15 protein-coding genes are annotated in these 16,422 nt (G+C 62.1%); 9 read left to right on the forward strand and 6 right to left on the reverse strand.

Features of this window, described 5'->3' with window-relative positions; translation table 11 throughout:
• The first annotated feature begins 107 nt into the window (after nucleotides 1-107).
• The 6 genes from LUB09_RS10320 to LUB09_RS10345 all read left to right on the forward strand — a co-directional run bounded on the left by LUB09_RS10320 (nucleotide 108) and on the right by LUB09_RS10345 (nucleotide 8,053).
• A complete protein-coding gene (locus tag LUB09_RS10320) occupies nucleotides 108-857 on the forward strand; it encodes a FadR/GntR family transcriptional regulator (RefSeq protein WP_209988589.1) in 750 nt (249 codons plus the stop codon).
• Nucleotides 858-1,428: 571 nt separating this feature from the next.
• Nucleotides 1,429-2,340 (forward strand): 5-dehydro-4-deoxyglucarate dehydratase, encoded by a 912-nt coding sequence (gene kdgD / locus LUB09_RS10325; RefSeq protein WP_209988592.1) that lies wholly within the window; start codon nucleotides 1,429-1,431, stop codon nucleotides 2,338-2,340.
• A 54-nt stretch (nucleotides 2,341-2,394) separates the two neighbouring features.
• On the forward strand, nucleotides 2,395-3,840 hold the full coding sequence (locus LUB09_RS10330; protein WP_209988595.1) for an aldehyde dehydrogenase family protein: 1,446 nt from the start codon (nucleotides 2,395-2,397) through the stop codon (nucleotides 3,838-3,840).
• Nucleotides 3,841-4,019: 179 nt separating this feature from the next.
• Nucleotides 4,020-5,384 (forward strand): MFS transporter, encoded by a 1,365-nt coding sequence (locus LUB09_RS10335; protein ID WP_231422519.1) that lies wholly within the window; start codon nucleotides 4,020-4,022, stop codon nucleotides 5,382-5,384.
• Between the two features lie 11 nt (nucleotides 5,385-5,395).
• On the forward strand, nucleotides 5,396-6,949 hold the full coding sequence (garD, locus tag LUB09_RS10340) for a galactarate dehydratase (RefSeq protein ID WP_231422520.1): 1,554 nt from the start codon (nucleotides 5,396-5,398) through the stop codon (nucleotides 6,947-6,949).
• Between the two features lie 162 nt (nucleotides 6,950-7,111).
• Nucleotides 7,112-8,053, forward strand: coding sequence for an AEC family transporter (locus LUB09_RS10345; RefSeq protein WP_231422521.1), 942 nt, complete (start codon nucleotides 7,112-7,114; stop codon nucleotides 8,051-8,053).
• Nucleotides 8,054-8,164: 111 nt separating this feature from the next.
• On the opposite strand, the gene LUB09_RS10350 is transcribed toward LUB09_RS10345, so the two are convergent.
• From LUB09_RS10350 to gatC, 6 genes are all read right to left on the reverse strand, one after another.
• On the reverse strand, nucleotides 8,165-8,548 hold the full coding sequence (locus tag LUB09_RS10350; RefSeq protein WP_209988606.1) for a carboxymuconolactone decarboxylase family protein: 384 nt from the start codon (nucleotides 8,546-8,548) through the stop codon (nucleotides 8,165-8,167).
• Entirely contained in the window at nucleotides 8,545-9,591 is a 1,047-nt protein-coding gene (locus LUB09_RS10355; RefSeq protein WP_231422547.1) for a calcium/sodium antiporter, read from the reverse strand. Before LUB09_RS10355 ends, LUB09_RS10350 begins: the two co-directional genes overlap by 4 nt.
• 58 nt (nucleotides 9,592-9,649) lie before the next feature.
• Nucleotides 9,650-10,021, reverse strand: coding sequence for a septal ring lytic transglycosylase RlpA family protein (locus LUB09_RS10360; protein WP_209988609.1), 372 nt, complete (start codon nucleotides 10,019-10,021; stop codon nucleotides 9,650-9,652).
• 194 nt (nucleotides 10,022-10,215) lie between these two features.
• The gene (gene gatB, locus LUB09_RS10365) at nucleotides 10,216-11,661 is read right to left on the reverse strand and encodes an Asp-tRNA(Asn)/Glu-tRNA(Gln) amidotransferase subunit GatB (RefSeq protein WP_209988612.1); all 1,446 of its coding nucleotides are present in this window, start codon (nucleotides 11,659-11,661) and stop codon (nucleotides 10,216-10,218) included.
• Nucleotides 11,662-11,671: 10 nt separating this feature from the next.
• On the reverse strand, nucleotides 11,672-13,123 hold the full coding sequence (gene gatA / locus LUB09_RS10370) for an Asp-tRNA(Asn)/Glu-tRNA(Gln) amidotransferase subunit GatA (RefSeq protein WP_231422522.1): 1,452 nt from the start codon (nucleotides 13,121-13,123) through the stop codon (nucleotides 11,672-11,674).
• A 16-nt stretch (nucleotides 13,124-13,139) separates the two neighbouring features.
• Complete coding sequence (gatC, locus tag LUB09_RS10375) at nucleotides 13,140-13,427, reverse strand: Asp-tRNA(Asn)/Glu-tRNA(Gln) amidotransferase subunit GatC (protein WP_057006884.1); 288 nt, start codon at nucleotides 13,425-13,427, stop codon at nucleotides 13,140-13,142.
• Between the two features lie 210 nt (nucleotides 13,428-13,637).
• Between gatC and mreB the strand changes: the two genes are divergently transcribed.
• The 3 genes from mreB (at nucleotide 13,638) to mreD (ending at nucleotide 16,394) form a co-directional block, all read left to right on the forward strand.
• A complete protein-coding gene (gene mreB / locus LUB09_RS10380; RefSeq protein ID WP_002555108.1) occupies nucleotides 13,638-14,675 on the forward strand; it encodes a rod shape-determining protein MreB in 1,038 nt (345 codons plus the stop codon).
• Nucleotides 14,676-14,814: 139 nt separating this feature from the next.
• Nucleotides 14,815-15,906 carry a rod shape-determining protein MreC gene (gene mreC, locus LUB09_RS10385; RefSeq protein WP_209990667.1) on the forward strand — a complete coding sequence of 364 codons (1,092 nt, stop codon included), beginning with the start codon at nucleotides 14,815-14,817 and terminating at the stop codon, nucleotides 15,904-15,906.
• Nucleotides 15,906-16,394: a rod shape-determining protein MreD gene (mreD, locus tag LUB09_RS10390; RefSeq protein ID WP_209988618.1), complete on the forward strand. Its 489-nt coding sequence runs from the start codon at nucleotides 15,906-15,908 to the stop codon at nucleotides 16,392-16,394. Before mreC ends, mreD begins: the two co-directional genes overlap by 1 nt.
• The last annotated feature ends 28 nt before the right edge of the window (nucleotides 16,395-16,422 follow it).

A 16,422-nucleotide genomic window follows, 5' to 3' on the forward strand; every position in this document is an offset into this window, starting at 1 on the left:
CATTTTTTTGCGCGCAGGATAGGGGTGAAAGTCGCGCCTGGACGGTGATCGTACAACCACCATGGGCTATGATGCGTGCTCAAGCTCACCGAGAAAGATGATTCATCATGGAAAACGCCAGCGCCGCCCCTCGTCTTCCCCGCAAGCGCCGCAGCCTTGCCCAGGAATTGGTCACGGTGTTGTCCGAGCAGATCCGTGACGGCCAGCTCAAGCGCGGTGACAAGTTGCCCACCGAGTCGGCGATCATGGACGCCCATGGTGTCAGCCGCACGGTGGTGCGCGAAGCCATCTCGCGCCTGCAGGCGGCGGGGCAGGTGGAGACCCGCCACGGCATCGGCACGTTTGTGCTGGATACGCCAAGCCCCAGCGGCTTTCGCATTGACCCGGCCACCGTGGTGACCTTGCGTGACGTACTGGCGATCCTCGAGTTGCGTATCAGCCTGGAAGTGGAGTCGGCGGGCCTGGCGGCCTTGCGCCGTAGCGATGAGCAACTGGCGGCCATGCGCGCTGCCCTCGACGCGCTCAACGAGAGCGCTGCCCACGCTGGCGATGCGGTTGCTTCGGACTTTGCTTTTCACCTGGAAATCGCCCTGTCCACCGGCAACCGTTACTTCACCGACATCATGACCCACCTGGGTACCAGCATCATTCCGCGCACCCGCCTGAATTCGGCGCGTCTGGCCCATGACGACCAGCAGCATTACATGGTCCGCCTGAGCCGCGAACACGAAGAAATCTACGACGCCATCGCCCGCCAGGATTCGGACGCAGCACGCGCCGCGATGCGCCTGCACCTGACCAACAGCCGCGAACGCCTGCGCCATGCCCATGAAGAGGCAGAGGCGCAGCGCAACTGAAGCAGAGGTTGCATGCGGTCAAAATGTGGGAGCTGGCTTGCCTGCGATGGCGATTTTTCGGTGTGCATATCCGGTGCTGCGGTAAAGACGACTTAGGGTTCCGCCCTTACGGCGGCTCACTTTTGAAAAGCGCAAAAGTAAGCAAAACGCTCTTGCCCCAACACTCGGCACCTCGCTTAGGTTCGGCCAGCGTGTTTGACGGGGCGCCTCAGATCAAGATCAAGAGCGAGGCGGCCTGAGAGCCGACCGGGATTGTCTGCCGAACGCTGCACAAAATGTGGGAGCGGGCTTGCCCGCGAAGGCGTCGGCCCAGCAAACATTGACGTTGATTGACCCACCGCTTTCGCGGGCAAGTCGCACCGCCGCTCCCACAGGGGATCCGCGCTTAACTGACTGGCATCAGAGCAAGCCCCCTCCCTCATTGACTTCCATTGTCTGGAAAATCCCGCTGCACCCCCGTTGCGATGAATTGCAGTTGACGAATCCTTTTATAGTTGTACGATGACGTACGACATCATCACAACCAACAATAACCTTTCGACAGAAAGTCTTCGCCCAGGGTGTTCGAATAATGAATCCACAAGAACTGAAGTCCATCCTCTCCCACGGTCTGCTGTCTTTCCCGGTGACCGATTTCAACGCCCAGGGTGATTTCCACCAGGCGGGTTACATCAAGCGTCTCGAGTGGCTGGCCCCCTACGGCGCCACGGCCCTGTTCGCCGCCGGCGGCACCGGTGAGTTTTTTTCCCTGGCCGCCAGCGAATACTCCCAGGTGGTGAAAACCGCAGTCGATACCTGCGCCTCCAGCGTGCCGATTCTCGCCGGTGTGGGCGGTGCGACGCGCCAGGCCATCGAATACGCCCAGGAGGCCGAGCGCCTCGGTGCCAAAGGCCTGCTGCTGCTGCCGCATTACCTCACCGAAGCCAGCCAGGACGGGGTTGCCGCCCACGTTGAGGCCGTGTGCAAATCGGTCAAGATCGGCGTCGTGGTGTACAACCGCAACGTCTGCCGCCTGACTGCGCCGCTGCTGGAACGCCTGGCCGAGCGCTGCCCGAACCTGATCGGCTACAAGGACGGCCTGGGTGACATCGAGTTGATGGTGTCGATCCGCCGTCGTTTGGGCGACCGTTTCAGCTACCTCGGCGGCCTGCCGACTGCAGAGGTTTACGCCGCTGCCTACAAGGCCCTGGGCGTGCCGGTGTACTCCTCGGCGGTGTTCAACTTCATCCCGAAAACCGCGATGGACTTCTACCACGCGATTGCCAAAGACGACCACGCCACCGTTGGCAAAATCATCGACGACTTCTTCCTGCCGTACCTTGATATCCGTAACCGCAAGGCCGGCTACGCCGTGAGCATCGTCAAGGCGGGTGCGAAGATCGCCGGCTACGACGCAGGCCCGGTGCGCACGCCGCTGACCGACCTGCTGCCGGAAGAATACGAAGCCCTGGCCGCGCTGATCGACAAGCAAGGCCCGCAATAACTTATCAACAAGGCCGCTGAGCAATCAGCGGCCTTTTGCGTCAGGAGAAGATTCGTGTCCCAAGCAAAGCGTTTTGAAAACTACATTAATGGCCAATGGGTAGCCGGTGCCGACTATTGCACCAACCTCAACCCGTCGGAGTTGTCCGATGTCATTGGTGAATACGCCAAGGCCGATGTCGCTCAGGTCAATGCGGCCATCGACGCCGCCCGCGCTGCGTTCCCGGCGTGGTCCACCTCCGGCATCCAGGCGCGCCATGATGCGCTGGATAAAGTCGGCAGCGAAATCCTTGCACGCCGTGAAGAACTCGGTACCCTGCTGGCCCGGGAAGAGGGCAAGACCCTGCCCGAGGCCATCGGTGAAGTGACCCGCGCCGGCAATATCTTCAAGTTCTTTGCCGGTGAATGCCTGCGCCTGTCCGGCGACTACGTGCCGTCGGTACGCCCGGGCGTCAACGTTGAAGTGACCCGCGAAGCCCTGGGCGTGGTTGGCCTGATCACCCCGTGGAATTTCCCGATTGCCATCCCCGCCTGGAAAATTGCCCCGGCCCTGGCCTACGGCAACTGCGTGGTGATCAAACCGGCTGAACTGGTACCCGGCTGCGCCTGGGCCCTGGCCGAGATCATCTCGCGCGCGGGCTTCCCTGCCGGTGTGTTCAACCTGGTGATGGGCAGCGGTCGCGTGGTCGGTGACGTGCTGGTCAACAGCCCGAAAGTCGATGGCATCAGCTTCACCGGCTCCGTGGGTGTCGGGCGCCAGATCGCCGTCAGTTGCGTGTCGCGCCAGGCCAAGGTGCAATTGGAAATGGGCGGCAAGAACCCGCAGATCATTCTCGATGACGCCGACCTCAAGCAGGCCGTCGAGCTGTCCGTGCAGAGCGCGTTTTACTCCACCGGCCAGCGCTGCACCGCATCGAGCCGCCTGATCGTCACCGCCGGTATTCACGACCAGTTCGTCGCGGCGATGGCCGAGCGCATGAAGTCGATCAAGGTCGGCCACGCTCTCAAAAGCGGCACCGACATCGGCCCGGTTGTGTCTCAGGCCCAACTTGACCAGGACCTGAAATACATCGACATCGGCCAGAGCGAAGGTGCGCGGCTGGTGAGCGGTGGCGGTCTGGTGACCTGCGACACTGAAGGCTACTACCTGGCGCCGACGCTGTTTGCCGACAGCGAAGCCGCCATGCGCATCAGCCGTGAAGAAATCTTCGGCCCAGTCGCCAACGTGGTACGTGTGGCGGACTACGAAGCGGCGCTGGCGATGGCCAACGACACCGAGTTCGGTCTGTCGGCGGGCATTGCGACCACGTCCCTGAAGTACGCCAACCACTTCAAGCGCCACTCCCAGGCCGGGATGGTGATGGTCAACCTGCCAACTGCCGGCGTGGACTATCACGTGCCGTTCGGTGGCCGTAAAGGCTCATCCTATGGTTCACGCGAGCAGGGCCGCTATGCACAAGAGTTCTACACCGTGGTGAAGACCAGCTACATCGGTTCGTAATACGCAACACCTGTGGCGCCTGCCTGGTGTGGGAGCTGGCTTGCCTGCGATAGCATTACCGGAGTGTGCCTGACACACCGCGGTGCCTGTATCGCAGGCAAGCCAGCTCCCACATGAAGCGGTGTGCGCAGCACAACTTGATTACCCGCAAAAAAAATAATTAGTGGGAGTACTTCTACATGCAAGCGACCAAGCCGACCCATGTCCGCTATTTGATCCTGCTCATGCTGTTCCTGGTGACCACGATCAACTACGCCGACCGGGCCACCATCGCCATCGCCGGCTCCAGCCTGCAAAAAGACCTCGGCATCGACGCGGTCACCCTCGGTTATATCTTCTCTGCATTCGGTTGGGCCTACGTGGCCGGGCAAATTCCCGGTGGCTGGTTGCTCGACCGGTTTGGCTCGAAGAAAGTCTATGCCTTGAGCATCTTCACCTGGTCGCTGTTCACGGTGCTGCAAGGCTATGTCGGTGAATTCGGTATCTCCACCGCCGTGGTCGCGCTGTTCATGCTGCGTTTCATGGTGGGGCTGGCCGAAGCGCCTTCGTTCCCCGGCAATGCCCGTATCGTGGCGGCGTGGTTTCCCACGGCCGAGCGCGGCACGGCCTCGGCGATCTTCAACTCGGCGCAGTACTTTGCCACGGTGTTGTTCGCGCCGCTGATGGGCTGGATCGTCTACAGCTTCGGCTGGCAGCACGTGTTTATCGTGATGGGCGTGATCGGCATCGTCTTCTCGCTGGTCTGGCTGAAAGTGATCCACAGCCCGCGCCAGCACCCGATGATCAACGCCGCCGAGCTCGATTACATTGCGGCCAATGGCGCGATGGTCGACCTGGATCAGGACAAGGGCAAAGGCAAGAAAACCGACGGTCCGAAGTGGGACTACATCCGCCAGTTGCTGACCAACCGCATGATGCTCGGCGTGTACCTGGGCCAGTACTGCATCAACGGCATCACCTACTTCTTCCTGACATGGTTTCCGGTGTACCTGGTGCAGGACCGTGGCATGACCATCCTCAAGGCCGGTTTCATCGCCTCGTTGCCGGCCATCTGCGGCTTTATCGGCGGTGTGCTGGGCGGGGTGATTTCCGACTACCTGCTGCGCAAGGGCCACTCGCTGACCTTCGCGCGCAAGGCGCCGATCATTGGCGGCCTGCTGATTTCCAGCAGCATCGTGGCGTGCAACTACGTGGATATCGAATGGATGGTGGTGGGCTTCATGGCCCTGGCCTTCTTCGGCAAAGGCGTTGGCGCACTGGGTTGGGCGGTGGTGTCCGACACCTCGCCCAAACAGATCGCCGGCCTCAGTGGCGGCTTGTTCAACACCTTCGGTAACCTGGCGTCGATCACCACGCCCATCGTGATCGGCTACATCATCAGCACCACCGGCTCGTTCAAATGGGCGCTGGTGTTCGTCGGTGCCAACGCACTGGTGGCGGTGTTCAGCTACCTGGTCATCGTCGGTCCGATCAAGCGTGTAGTCCTCAAAGAGCCCCCAAGCAAGGGGCCAGCGTTGACCAACCTAACCGAAGCGCATTCCTGAGAGGCCCCGTGATGCAATTGATTGAACATGCCGACTCGCCGCGCTCGATCCGTTTGCACGAGCGCGACAACGTGGTGATCGTGGTCAATGACCAGGGCGTCCCGGCCGGGACCGAGTTCCCGGACGGCCTGGTCACCGTGGATTTCATCCCCCAGAGCCACAAGGTGACCCTGGAAGATATTCCCGAAGGCGGTCAGATCATTCGCTATGGCCAGACCATCGGTTACGCCCTGGCGCCGATCCCGCGCGGCAGTTGGGTGCAGGAAGACCAACTGCGCATGCCCACCGCGCCGCCATTGGACAGCCTGCCACTGTCCACCGAGGTGCCCGAAGCCCAGGCGCCTTTGCAAGGGTTCACGTTCGAGGGCTATCGCAACGCCGACGGTACCGTGGGCACGCGTAATATCCTCGGCATCACCACCACGGTGCAGTGCGTCACCGGTGTACTCGACCACGCGGTCAAGCGCATCAAGGACGAACTGCTGCCCAAGTATCCTCATGTCGATGATGTGGTGGCGCTGACCCATAGCTACGGCTGCGGTGTGGCGATCACGGCGACGGATGCCTACATCCCGATCCGCACCGTGCGCAACCTGGCGCGCAACCCGAACCTGGGCGGCGAAGCGCTGGTGATCAGCCTGGGCTGCGAGAAACTGCAGGCCGGGCAGGTGATGCATGAGAACGACAGCTCGGTCGACCTGAGCGAGCCGTGGCTGTATCGGCTACAGGATTCCAGTCACGGGTTCACCGAAATGATCGAGCAGATCATGGCGCTGGCCGAAACCCGCCTGAAAAAACTCGACCAGCGCCGCCGCGAAACCGTGCCGGCGTCCGAGCTGATCCTGGGTATGCAGTGCGGCGGCAGCGATGCGTTCTCCGGCATCACCGCCAACCCGGCGCTGGGCTATGCCTCGGACCTGCTGTTGCGGGCCGGCGCCACGGTGATGTTTTCCGAAGTGACCGAAGTCCGTGATGCCATCTACCTGCTCACGTCGCGCGCGCAAACGAAGGAAATTGCCCAGGAGCTTGTGCGGGAAATGGACTGGTACGACCGTTACCTGGCCAAGGGCGAGGCCGACCGCAGTGCCAACACCACGCCGGGCAACAAGAAGGGCGGGTTGTCGAACATTGTCGAGAAGTCCCTGGGCTCCATCGTCAAGTCCGGCAGCAGCGCGATCAACGGCGTGCTGGGCCCCGGCGAGCGCTTCAAGAGCAAGGGCCTGATCTTTTGCGCGACGCCGGCCAGCGACTTTGTGTGTGGCACCTTGCAACTGGCAGCGGGCATGAACCTGCACGTGTTCACCACCGGACGCGGCACGCCCTACGGGCTGGCGATGGCGCCGGTGGTCAAGGTGTCGACGCGCACGGAGCTGGCGCAGCGCTGGCCGGACCTGATCGACATCGACGCCGGGCGCATCGCCACCGGGCGTGCGAGCATCGAGGAACTGGGCTGGGAGTTGTTCCACTTCTACCTGGACGTCGCCAGCGGCAAGAAACAGACCTGGGCCGAGCATCACAAGCTGCATAACGACATCACCTTGTTCAACCCGGCACCGATTACCTGAGACCGCGTCGCCTGCATCGGGAGCAAGCCCCCTCCCACATTTGACTGCATTCACAGTTCAACATGTGGGAGCGGGCTTGCCCGCGAAGGCGGCCTACCAGACGCCACCGCGCCGCATGGCTTATCATTGACCTTCTGACGACGCTCAAAGGTTCTCCCCGGCATGCTGGCTATCTTCCTCACCACTCTTACCATCACCGCGCCGGTGTTTGCCATGCTGTTTCTCGGTGTGCTGCTCAAGCGCATCAACTGGATCAACGACAACTTTATCCATACCGCTTCCTCCCTGGTGTTCAACGTCACCATGCCGGCGCTGCTGTTTCTCGGCATCCTGCACGCCGACCTGCATGCGGCGCTCCAACCGGGCTTGCTGATCTATTTTGCGGTCGCCACCGTGCTGAGTTTTGCCGTGGCCTGGGGCTGGGCGATTTTTCGCTGCAAGTCGGCAGACCGGGGTATCTATGCCCAAGGCGCGTTTCGCGGCAACAACGGGGTGATCGGCCTGGCGCTGGCCGCCAGCATGTACGGCGACTACGGCATCTCCCTGGGCGCCGTCCTCGCGGCGCTGGTGATCCTGCTCTACAACACGCTGTCGACCATCGTGCTGGCGGTGTACAGCCCGGTGATCAAGTCCGACCCGTGGAGCATCTGCAAGAGTGTGCTGGCCAATCCGCTGATCATCAGCGTGTTCGTCGCCGCGCCGTTCGCCTACTTCCAGCTCGGCGTGCCCGGTTGGCTGGAAAAGTCCATGCAGTACCTGGCCGACACCACGCTGCCGTTGGCGCTGATCTGCATCGGTGGCACCTTGTCCCTGGCGGCGCTGCGCAAGAGTGGCAACATGGCGCTCAGTGCGAGCCTGATGAAGATGGTCTGGCTGCCGATCGTCGCCACCCTGGGGGCCTGGCTGCTGGGCTTTCGCGGGCCCGAACTGGGGATTCTGTTTCTGTACTTCGGTGCGCCCACCGCCGCAGCCAGTTATGTGATGGCCCGCGCGGCCGAGGGTAATCACGAGCTGGCGGCGGCGATTATCGTGATCACCACGCTGATGGCGGCGGTGACCACCAATATCGGGATTTTCGTGTTGCAGGCGGGTGGGTGGATCTAAGGTTGCGGTGGGTTTGAAAGCGCCATCGCAGGCAAGCCAGCTGCCACAGGTTTGATGTGTGAATACCGTCAAACTGTGGCAGCTGGCTTGCCTGCGATAGCTATCTGAAGATCACCGCTGCTCTGCCTGATACACCTCAATCACCTCCTGCGCCGCCCGGAATGCATCAATCGCCGCCGGCACCCCCGCATACACCGCGCAATGCAGCAGCGCCTCGCGAATCTCTTCCACCGTACAGCCATTGTTCAACGCCCCGCGCACGTGACCCTTGAGTTCCTGCGGGCACTTGAGCGCGGTGAGGGCGGCGAGGGTAATCAGGCTGCGGGTCTTGAGCGGTAACCCCTCGCGGTTCCATACACTGCCCCAGGCATGGTCGTTGACGAAGTCCTGCAACGGCTGGGTGAATTCAGTGGCATTGCCCAGGGCGCGGTCGACGAACACATCGCCCATCACCTGGCGACGCATGGCTACGCCGGGTTTCTTCTGATCGGTCATTGCGGTTCCCTCTTGTGTTGGCGGCGCCAGGCGCGCAGCGTGCTGAACAACAGAAAAGCCACCAGCGCCGGCAGGACGTAATACAGCATCAGGTGTTCAAGCTTGCCGGCCAGGGGCATGCCCGTAGTAAACGCCATCACATGCAGCCCATACGCCAGGTACAGGCCCAGCATCACCAGGCCTTCGGCGCGGGTCACGCGGTAGCCGCTGTAGAACACTGGCAGGCACAGCACCACCACGCCGAGCATCACCGGCAGGTCGAAGTCCACGGCATTGGGCGACACCGACAGTGGCATCGGCGCGAGCAGGGCGGTGAGCCCCAGCACCCCGAGCAGGTTGAACAGGTTGCTGCCGATCACGTTGCCCACGGCAATCTCGCGCTCGCCGCGCAGGGCGGCAATCAGTGACGTCGCCAGGCACGGCAGGGAAGTGCCGACGCCAATCAGCGTCAGCCCGACGATACGCTCCGACAGGCCCAGGTCGCTCGCCACGTCCACTGCCGCGCCAAGCAGCAGGTGCCCGGCCAGTACCAGCACCAGCAGCCCGCCAACGATGCGTATCACACTGCTCAGCCATGGCGCCCGGGCCACCGTGTCGAGAGTGCGCGGGCGCCGTGAATGGCGCGTCTGGTAATGCAGCACGCCGAGGTAGGCCAGCAGCGCGATCAGCAATAGCAGGCCGTCGAGTGGTGTCAGTTCCTCATTGGCCGCCAGGGTAAACACCAGCAGCGCGGCGATGATCATCACTGGGATGTCCAGGCGTACCAACTGGCGCGACACCCGCAGCGGAATGATCAGGGCCGCGAGGCCCAGGGTGACGAGGACGTTGAAGATGCTGCTGCCGATCACGCTGCCCACGGCGATATCGGTATTGCCGGCGAGGGTGGCCTGCAGGCTGACGGTCATCTGCGGCGCGCTGCTGCCGAAGGCGACGATGGTCAGGCCGATGATCAGCGGTCGCACCTTGAGGCTGGCGGCCAGGCGCACGGCGGCGCGCACCAGGACTTCGGCGCCGACGATCAGCAGTAGCAGGCCGCTGAACAGTTCGAGCAGGCTCCAGGGCGAGAGGGCTTTTAGTGCGAAAATGGCCTGTGCTCCTTCTTCAGTTGCTCATGGCCTGAACGCGAACCGGCGCAGTGCCGCGGCTCAGCATGCCCAATTGTGCGGCCGCCTGGCGTGAAAGGTCGATCAGGCGCCCACGTGAATGCGGACCGCGATCATTGATGCGCACGATCACGGAGCGGTTATTGTCGAGATTGGTCACCTTGACCTGCGTGCCGAAGGGCAGGCGCCGATGGGCGGCAGTCAGGGCGTTCTGGTTGAAGGGTTCACCGCTGGCGGTGCGGTTGCCATGGTGTTTGGCGCCGTAATAGGAGGCGGTGCCGGTTTCGTCGTAGCCATTGGGGTCGATGAGACCGCTGGCGCAACCGCCCAGCAGGGAGGACAGGGCCAGGAGACCGAGTAGACGCTTCATGTTCGACGTTACCCCCGTATCAACTGTGGAAAAAGAGGGCTGGTGTGGGAGGGGCTTGCTCCCGATAGCGGTGTGTCAGACACAGGTGTGCAAGCTAATACACCGCTATCGGGAGCAAGCCCCCTCCCACATGGGGCCCATTCCACAAAGGGTCCGGGTGGGGTGTGAAATCCCGCCCGGCCCCGTCACCGCTATCAGCCTTCGAGCTTGCTTTTGAGCAGCTCGTTCACCTGTTGCGGGTTGGCCTTGCCTTTTGACGCTTTCATCGCCTGGCCGACAAAGAAGCCGAACATCTTGCCGCGCTTGGCTTCATCGGCCGCGCGGTATTGTTCGACCTGTTCGGCATTGGCCGCGAGCATTTCATCGAGCACGGCGGAGATGGCGCCGCTGTCGGTGACTTGCTTGAGGCCGCGCTTCTCGATGATCTCGTCAGCGTTGCCTTCGCCTGCCGCCATCGCTTCGAACACCGTCTTGGCAATCTTGCCGGAGATGGTGTTGTCCTTGATGCGCAGGAGCATGCCGCCCAGTTGCGCGGCCGAGACCGGCGCTTCGTCGATTTCCAGGCCTTGTTTGTTCAGCAGGCTGCCCAGCTCGACCATGACCCAGTTGGCCGCAAGCTTGGCGTCACCGGCAATGCTCACGACCTTTTCAAAGTAGTCAGCCTGCTCGCGGCTCGACGCCAGCACGCTGGCATCGTAGACCGACAGGCCGAACTGCGCCTGGAAGCGCTCGCGTTTTTGCGGTGGCAATTCCGGCAGGGTGGCGCGGATGTCATTGAGGAACGAATCCTCAAGCACTACCGGCAACAGGTCCGGGTCGGGGAAGTAACGGTAGTCGTTGGCTTCCTCCTTGCTGCGCATGGCGCGGGTCTCGTCTTTGTTCGGGTCGTACAGGCGGGTTTGCTGGATGACCTTGCCGCCGTCTTCGATCAGTTCGATCTGGCGACGCACTTCGGTGTTGATCGCCTTTTCGATGAAGCGGAACGAGTTGACGTTCTTGATCTCGCAGCGTGTGCCGTACTCAACCTGGCCTTTAGGACGCACCGACACGTTGCAGTCGCAACGCAGGGAGCCTTCGGCCATGTTGCCGTCGCAAATGCCCAGGTAGCGCACCAGTGCATGGATGGTCTTGACGTAGGCCACCGCTTCCTTGGCACTGCGCATGTCCGGCTCGGACACGATCTCCAGCAACGGCGTGCCAGCGCGGTTCAGGTCGATGCCGGTGGCGCCGTTGAATTCTTCATGCAAGCTCTTGCCGGCATCTTCTTCCAGGTGCGCACGGGTCACGCCGACGCGCTTGATGGTGCCGTCTTCCAGCGGGATGTCCAGGTAGCCCTTGCCGACGATCGGCAATTCCATCTGGCTGATCTGGTAGCCCTTGGGCAGGTCCGGGTAGAAGTAGTTCTTGCGCGCGAACACGTTGTGCTGGCCGATTTCGGCGTCAATCGCCAGGCCGAACATTACCGCCATGCGCACCGCTTCCTGGTTCAGCACTGGCAGCACGCCGGGCATGCCCAGGTCGACGAGGCTGGCCTGGGTATTGGGCCCTGCGCCGAACGTGGTGGCGCTGCCGGAGAAAATCTTCGATTGGGTGGCGAGCTGGGTATGAATCTCCAGCCCGATCACGACTTCCCATTGCATAGTGTTCTCCTCAGAAGCCGGTTGGGGTGCGAGTGTGCCAGTCAGTGTTCAACTGGTACTGGTGCGCCACATTGAGCAGGCGGCCTTCCTGGAAATACGGCGCGAGCAATTGCACGCCCACCGGCAGACCGTCAACGAAACCGGCCGGCATGGACAAGCCCGGCAGGCCTGCGAGGTTGGCGGTGATGGTGTAGAGGTCTTCGAGGTACTCGGCAATCGGATCGCCGGTCTTGGCACCGATCTTCCACGCCGGGTTCGGCGTGGTAGGGCCGAGGATCACGTCGACTTCTTCAAAGGCCGCCATGAAGTCGTTCTTGATCAGGCGACGGATTTTTTGCGCCTTGAGGTAGTACGCGTCGTAGTAGCCGGCCGACAGCGCGTAGGCGCCGACCATGATGCGCCGCTGTACTTCGGCGCCGAAGCCTTCGCCACGGGAGCGTTTGTACAAATCGGAAAGATCTTTGGGGTTTTCGCAGCGGTAGCCGAAGCGCACGCCGTCGAAGCGCGACAGGTTGGAGGACGCTTCGGCCGGCGCGATCACGTAGTAGGCGGGAATCGCATGCTGGTTGTTCGGCAGGCTGATTTCCTTGATCACGGCGCCGAGGCCTTCCAGCGTCTTGACGCTGTTGTGCACACGTTCGGCGATACGCGGGTCGAGGCCGGCGCTGAAGTATTCCTTCGGCACGCCGATGCGCAGGCCCTTGAGCGAGGTGTTGAGGCTGGCGCTGTAGTCCGGCACCGGTTCATCGATGCTGGTGGAGTCTTGTGCATCGAAGCCGGCCATACCTTGCAACAATATTGCGCAGTCTTCTGCAGTGCGGGCCAACGGGCCGCCCTGATCGAGACTCGACGCGTAGGCGATCATGCCCCAGCGCGACACGCGACCGTAGGTCGGCTTCAGGCCGGTAAGGTTGGTGAAGGCGGCGGGCTGGCGGATCGAACCGCCGGTGTCGGTGGCCGTGGCGGCCGGCAGCAGGCGCGCGGCAACGGCAGCGGCCGAACCACCGGACGAGCCGCCGGGCACGTGTTCCAGGTTCCACGGGTTTTTCACTGCCCCGTAGTAGCTCGACTCGTTGGCCGAACCCATGGCGAATTCGTCCATGTTGGTCTTGCCCAGGGTCACGGCCCCGGCGGCGGCGAGTTTGGACACCACAGTGGCGTCGTAGGGGGCTTTAAAGTTGTCGAGCATCTTCGAGCCGCAACTGGTGCGTATGCCCTGGGTGCAGAACAGGTCTTTGTGGGCGATTGGAGCGCCCAGCAGTGCGCCGTTTTCACCGTTGGCGCGACGCACGTCGGCAGCCTTGGCCTGGCTCAGGGCCAGTTCCTCGGTGAGGCTGATGAAGCTGTTGACCTTGGGGTCGAGCTCGGCGATGCGCGCCAGCAGGGTTTTGGTCAATTCTTCAGAAGAAAACTTTTTTTCGGCGAGACCGCGGGCGATCTCGGCCAGAGTCATGTGATGCATGAAAGGCTCTTTCCCTTTAGTCGATGACTTTCGGAACCAGATACAGGCCGTTTTCGACCGCTGGCGCGATGGACTGGTAGGCCTCGCGATTATCGCGCTCGGTCACGACGTCTGCGCGCAGGCGCTGGCTGGCTTCCAGCGGGTGAGCCAGGGGCTCGATGCCGTCGGTATTGACGGCCTGCATCTGGTCGACCAGCCCGAGAATGCTGTTCAGGGCTGCGGTGGTCTGTGGAAGATCGGCGTCATTCAGGCCAAGCGAGGCCAGATGCGCGATTTTTTCCACGTCGGAGCGTTCAAGCGCCATGGGTTTCTCCAGTGGAAAACAGAACGGAGGGCATCCGTGTGTTAGATTGTCGGAACACTACCGCATTTCTACGGTCATAAGGCCGCGATTGTGGGGGTTGGTGCACAGAAAGTCGGCCAATTTAGCACATTGGCGCCTTGCCCAAAATCCCTGTCGTTGTTAGAGTTTGCCGCACTTTTTTACCCACGCGTTGCCTAGGGTCCTTTCCCCATGTTCAAGAAACTGCGTGGCATGTTTTCCAGCGATCTTTCCATTGACCTGGGCACTGCCAACACCCTTATTTACGTGCGCGAGCGCGGTATCGTTCTGAATGAGCCATCAGTTGTGGCCATTCGGACCCATGGTAATCAGAAAAGTGTCGTTGCCGTCGGCACCGAGGCCAAGCGCATGCTCGGCCGAACACCTGGCAATATTGCTGCCATTCGTCCGATGAAGGACGGCGTGATTGCCGACTTCAGCGTCTGCGAGAAGATGCTGCAGTACTTCATCAACAAGGTTCACGAAAACAGTTTCCTGCAGCCCAGCCCTCGTGTGCTGATCTGCGTTCCGTGCAAATCCACGCAGGTGGAGCGTCGTGCCATCCGTGAATCGGCCCTGGGTGCCGGCGCCCGCGAAGTGTTCCTGATCGAAGAGCCGATGGCCGCTGCAATCGGTGCCGGCCTGCCGGTGGAGGAAGCACGCGGTTCGATGGTGGTGGATATCGGTGGCGGTACCACCGAAATCGCCCTCATCTCCCTGAACGGTGTGGTATATGCCGAATCCGTGCGCGTGGGCGGCGACCGCTTCGACGAAGCGATCATCACTTATGTGCGTCGTAACTACGGCAGCCTGATCGGCGAATCCACCGCCGAGCGTATCAAGCAGGAAATCGGTACGGCCTACCCAGGCGGCGAAGTGCGCGAAGTCGATGTTCGCGGTCGCAACCTGGCCGAAGGCGTGCCACGTGCCTTCACCCTGAACTCCAATGAAGTGCTGGAAGCTCTGCAAGAGTCCCTGGCCACCATCGTTCAGGCAGTGAAAAGTGCGCTGGAGCAATCGCCACCGGAGCTGGCTTCCGATATCGCCGAGCGCGGCCTGGTACTGACCGGTGGTGGCGCCTTGCTGCGTGACCTCGACAAGCTGCTGGCCCAGGAAACCGGTCTGCCGGTGATCGTCGCCGAAGACCCGCTGACCTGCGTTGCCCGTGGCGGTGGTCGTGCACTGGAAATGATGGATAAACACACCATGGACCTGCTCTCCAGCGAATAAGATCGGCTGGTTGCGCCATGCTTCGCCCGCAGGCAGCACTTTGCAGTGCTGCCTGTCGGCGTTTATCTTCTTCAATCTGCATCCAGGCCGGTTTGATGCCGTATGAATAAAGAGAACATTTGCCCGGGAGGAGCGGCCTATTAAACCGCTTTTCGCCAAAGGCCCCTCATTGGGCGTGCGCTTGCTGGTGCTGGTCGTGCTTTCGGTCGCGCTGATGGTGGTCGACGCCCGCTTTGCGCTGCTCAAGCCCGTGCGCAGTCAAATGTCGCTGGTGTTGATGCAGACCTACTGGATCACCGACCTGCCGCAACGGCTTTATCAGGGTGTGGCAAGCCAGTTCGGCAGCCGCACCGAGCTTGTCGCCGAAAACGAAAAACTCAAGACTGAAAACCTGCTGCTGCAGGGACGCATGCAAAAGCTGGCGGCCCTCACCGAGCAGAACGTTCGGCTGCGCGAGTTGCTCAATTCTTCCGCGTTGGTCAACGAGAAGGTCGAAGTGGCCGAGCTGATCGGCATGGACCCCAACCCCTTCACCCATCGCATCATCATCAACAAGGGTGAGCGCGACGGTGTGGTGCTCGGCCAGCCGGTGCTCGATGCCCGTGGCCTGATGGGGCAGGTGGTCGAGTTGATGCCCTACACCTCCCGCGTCCTGTTGCTCACCGACACCACCCACAGTATTCCGGTGCAGGTCAACCGCAACGGCCTGCGTGCGATTGCCAGCGGCACCGGCAATCCCGAGCGCCTGGAGTTGCGTCACGTGGCTGACACCGCCGATATCAAGGAGGGCGACCTGCTGGTCAGCTCCGGTCTTGGCCAGCGGTTCCCGGCGGGTTACCCGGTGGCGACGGTCAAGGAAGTGATCCACGATTCCGGTCAGCCGTTCGCCATTGTGCGTGCCGTGCCGACTGCCGCCCTGAACCGCAGCCGTTACCTGCTGCTGGTGTTCAGCGATAACCGCACCCCGGAAGAGCGCGCCAACGATGCCGCGCAGGCCCAGGAAGCGGAAGACAAGCGCAACGGCACCCTGCCGGTCACGCCCGCCATCGTGCCCAAACCGGCCTTTGTAGGGCCACCGGCGCCGGCAAATCTTCCTGCAGCGGCGCCTGTGGCGACACCCGCCAAGCCCGCCACGCACAGCACTCGTCCGGCCAAACCGGCAGCCAGCACCACGCCTGCCGCGAAGCCGCCTGCCGGCGCTGCGACCACTACGCGACAGAGGGAGGAATAATGGCCAGTACTCATTCGCGCAATGGTTGGGTGGTGTGGCTGACGTTCGCCGTCGGCTTGCTGCTCAGCGTATCGCCGCTGCCGCAGTTCATGGAGATCCTGCGCCCGTTGTGGCTGGCCTTGCTGATGGCGTTCTGGGCGTTGCACCTGCCGCACAGGGTGGGCATGGTCACTGCGATGTTCCTGGGCTTGGCGGAAGATGTGCTCTATGGCACCTTGCTTGGCCAGAACGCGCTGATCCTGACCCTGATTACTTTTCTGGTGCTGTCGTTGCAGCAGCGTTTGCGCATGTTCCCGATGTGGCAGCAGTGCCTGGTGATCCTGGTGATCTTCGGCCTGGCGCAGTTGGTGCAACTCTGGCTCAGCGCCTTGACCGGCAACCGCCAGCCAACGCTGGCGCTGGTATTGCCGGCCCTGGTCAGTGCGCTGTTGTGGCCCTGGGTCAGTTTTGGCCTGCGTGGTCTGCGTCGCCGCTACAAAATCAATTGAATGGATTGCGAGGCTCTGCCTGGTTATC

The organism is Pseudomonas sp. Leaf59, assembly GCF_920984685.1.
Lineage (GTDB): Bacteria > Pseudomonadota > Gammaproteobacteria > Pseudomonadales > Pseudomonadaceae > Aquipseudomonas.

Coding starts and splice junctions, on each gene's coding strand:
- LUB09_RS10320 (WP_209988589.1), top strand. CDS start 108: ATGGAAAACGCCAGCGCCGCCCCTCGTCTTCCCCGCAAGCGCCGCAGC.
- kdgD (WP_209988592.1), top strand. CDS start 1,429: ATGAATCCACAAGAACTGAAGTCCATCCTCTCCCACGGTCTGCTGTCT.
- LUB09_RS10335 (WP_231422519.1), top strand. CDS start 4,020: ATGCAAGCGACCAAGCCGACCCATGTCCGCTATTTGATCCTGCTCATG.
- garD (WP_231422520.1), top strand. CDS start 5,396: ATGCAATTGATTGAACATGCCGACTCGCCGCGCTCGATCCGTTTGCAC.
- LUB09_RS10345 (WP_231422521.1), top strand. CDS start 7,112: ATGCTGGCTATCTTCCTCACCACTCTTACCATCACCGCGCCGGTGTTT.
- LUB09_RS10350 (WP_209988606.1), bottom strand. CDS start 8,548: ATGACCGATCAGAAGAAACCCGGCGTAGCCATGCGTCGCCAGGTGATG.
- LUB09_RS10360 (WP_209988609.1), bottom strand. CDS start 10,021: ATGAAGCGTCTACTCGGTCTCCTGGCCCTGTCCTCCCTGCTGGGCGGT.
- gatB (WP_209988612.1), bottom strand. CDS start 11,661: ATGCAATGGGAAGTCGTGATCGGGCTGGAGATTCATACCCAGCTCGCC.
- gatA (WP_231422522.1), bottom strand. CDS start 13,123: ATGCATCACATGACTCTGGCCGAGATCGCCCGCGGTCTCGCCGAAAAA.
- gatC (WP_057006884.1), bottom strand. CDS start 13,427: ATGGCGCTTGAACGCTCCGACGTGGAAAAAATCGCGCATCTGGCCTCG.
- mreB (WP_002555108.1), top strand. CDS start 13,638: ATGTTCAAGAAACTGCGTGGCATGTTTTCCAGCGATCTTTCCATTGAC.
- mreD (WP_209988618.1), top strand. CDS start 15,906: ATGGCCAGTACTCATTCGCGCAATGGTTGGGTGGTGTGGCTGACGTTC.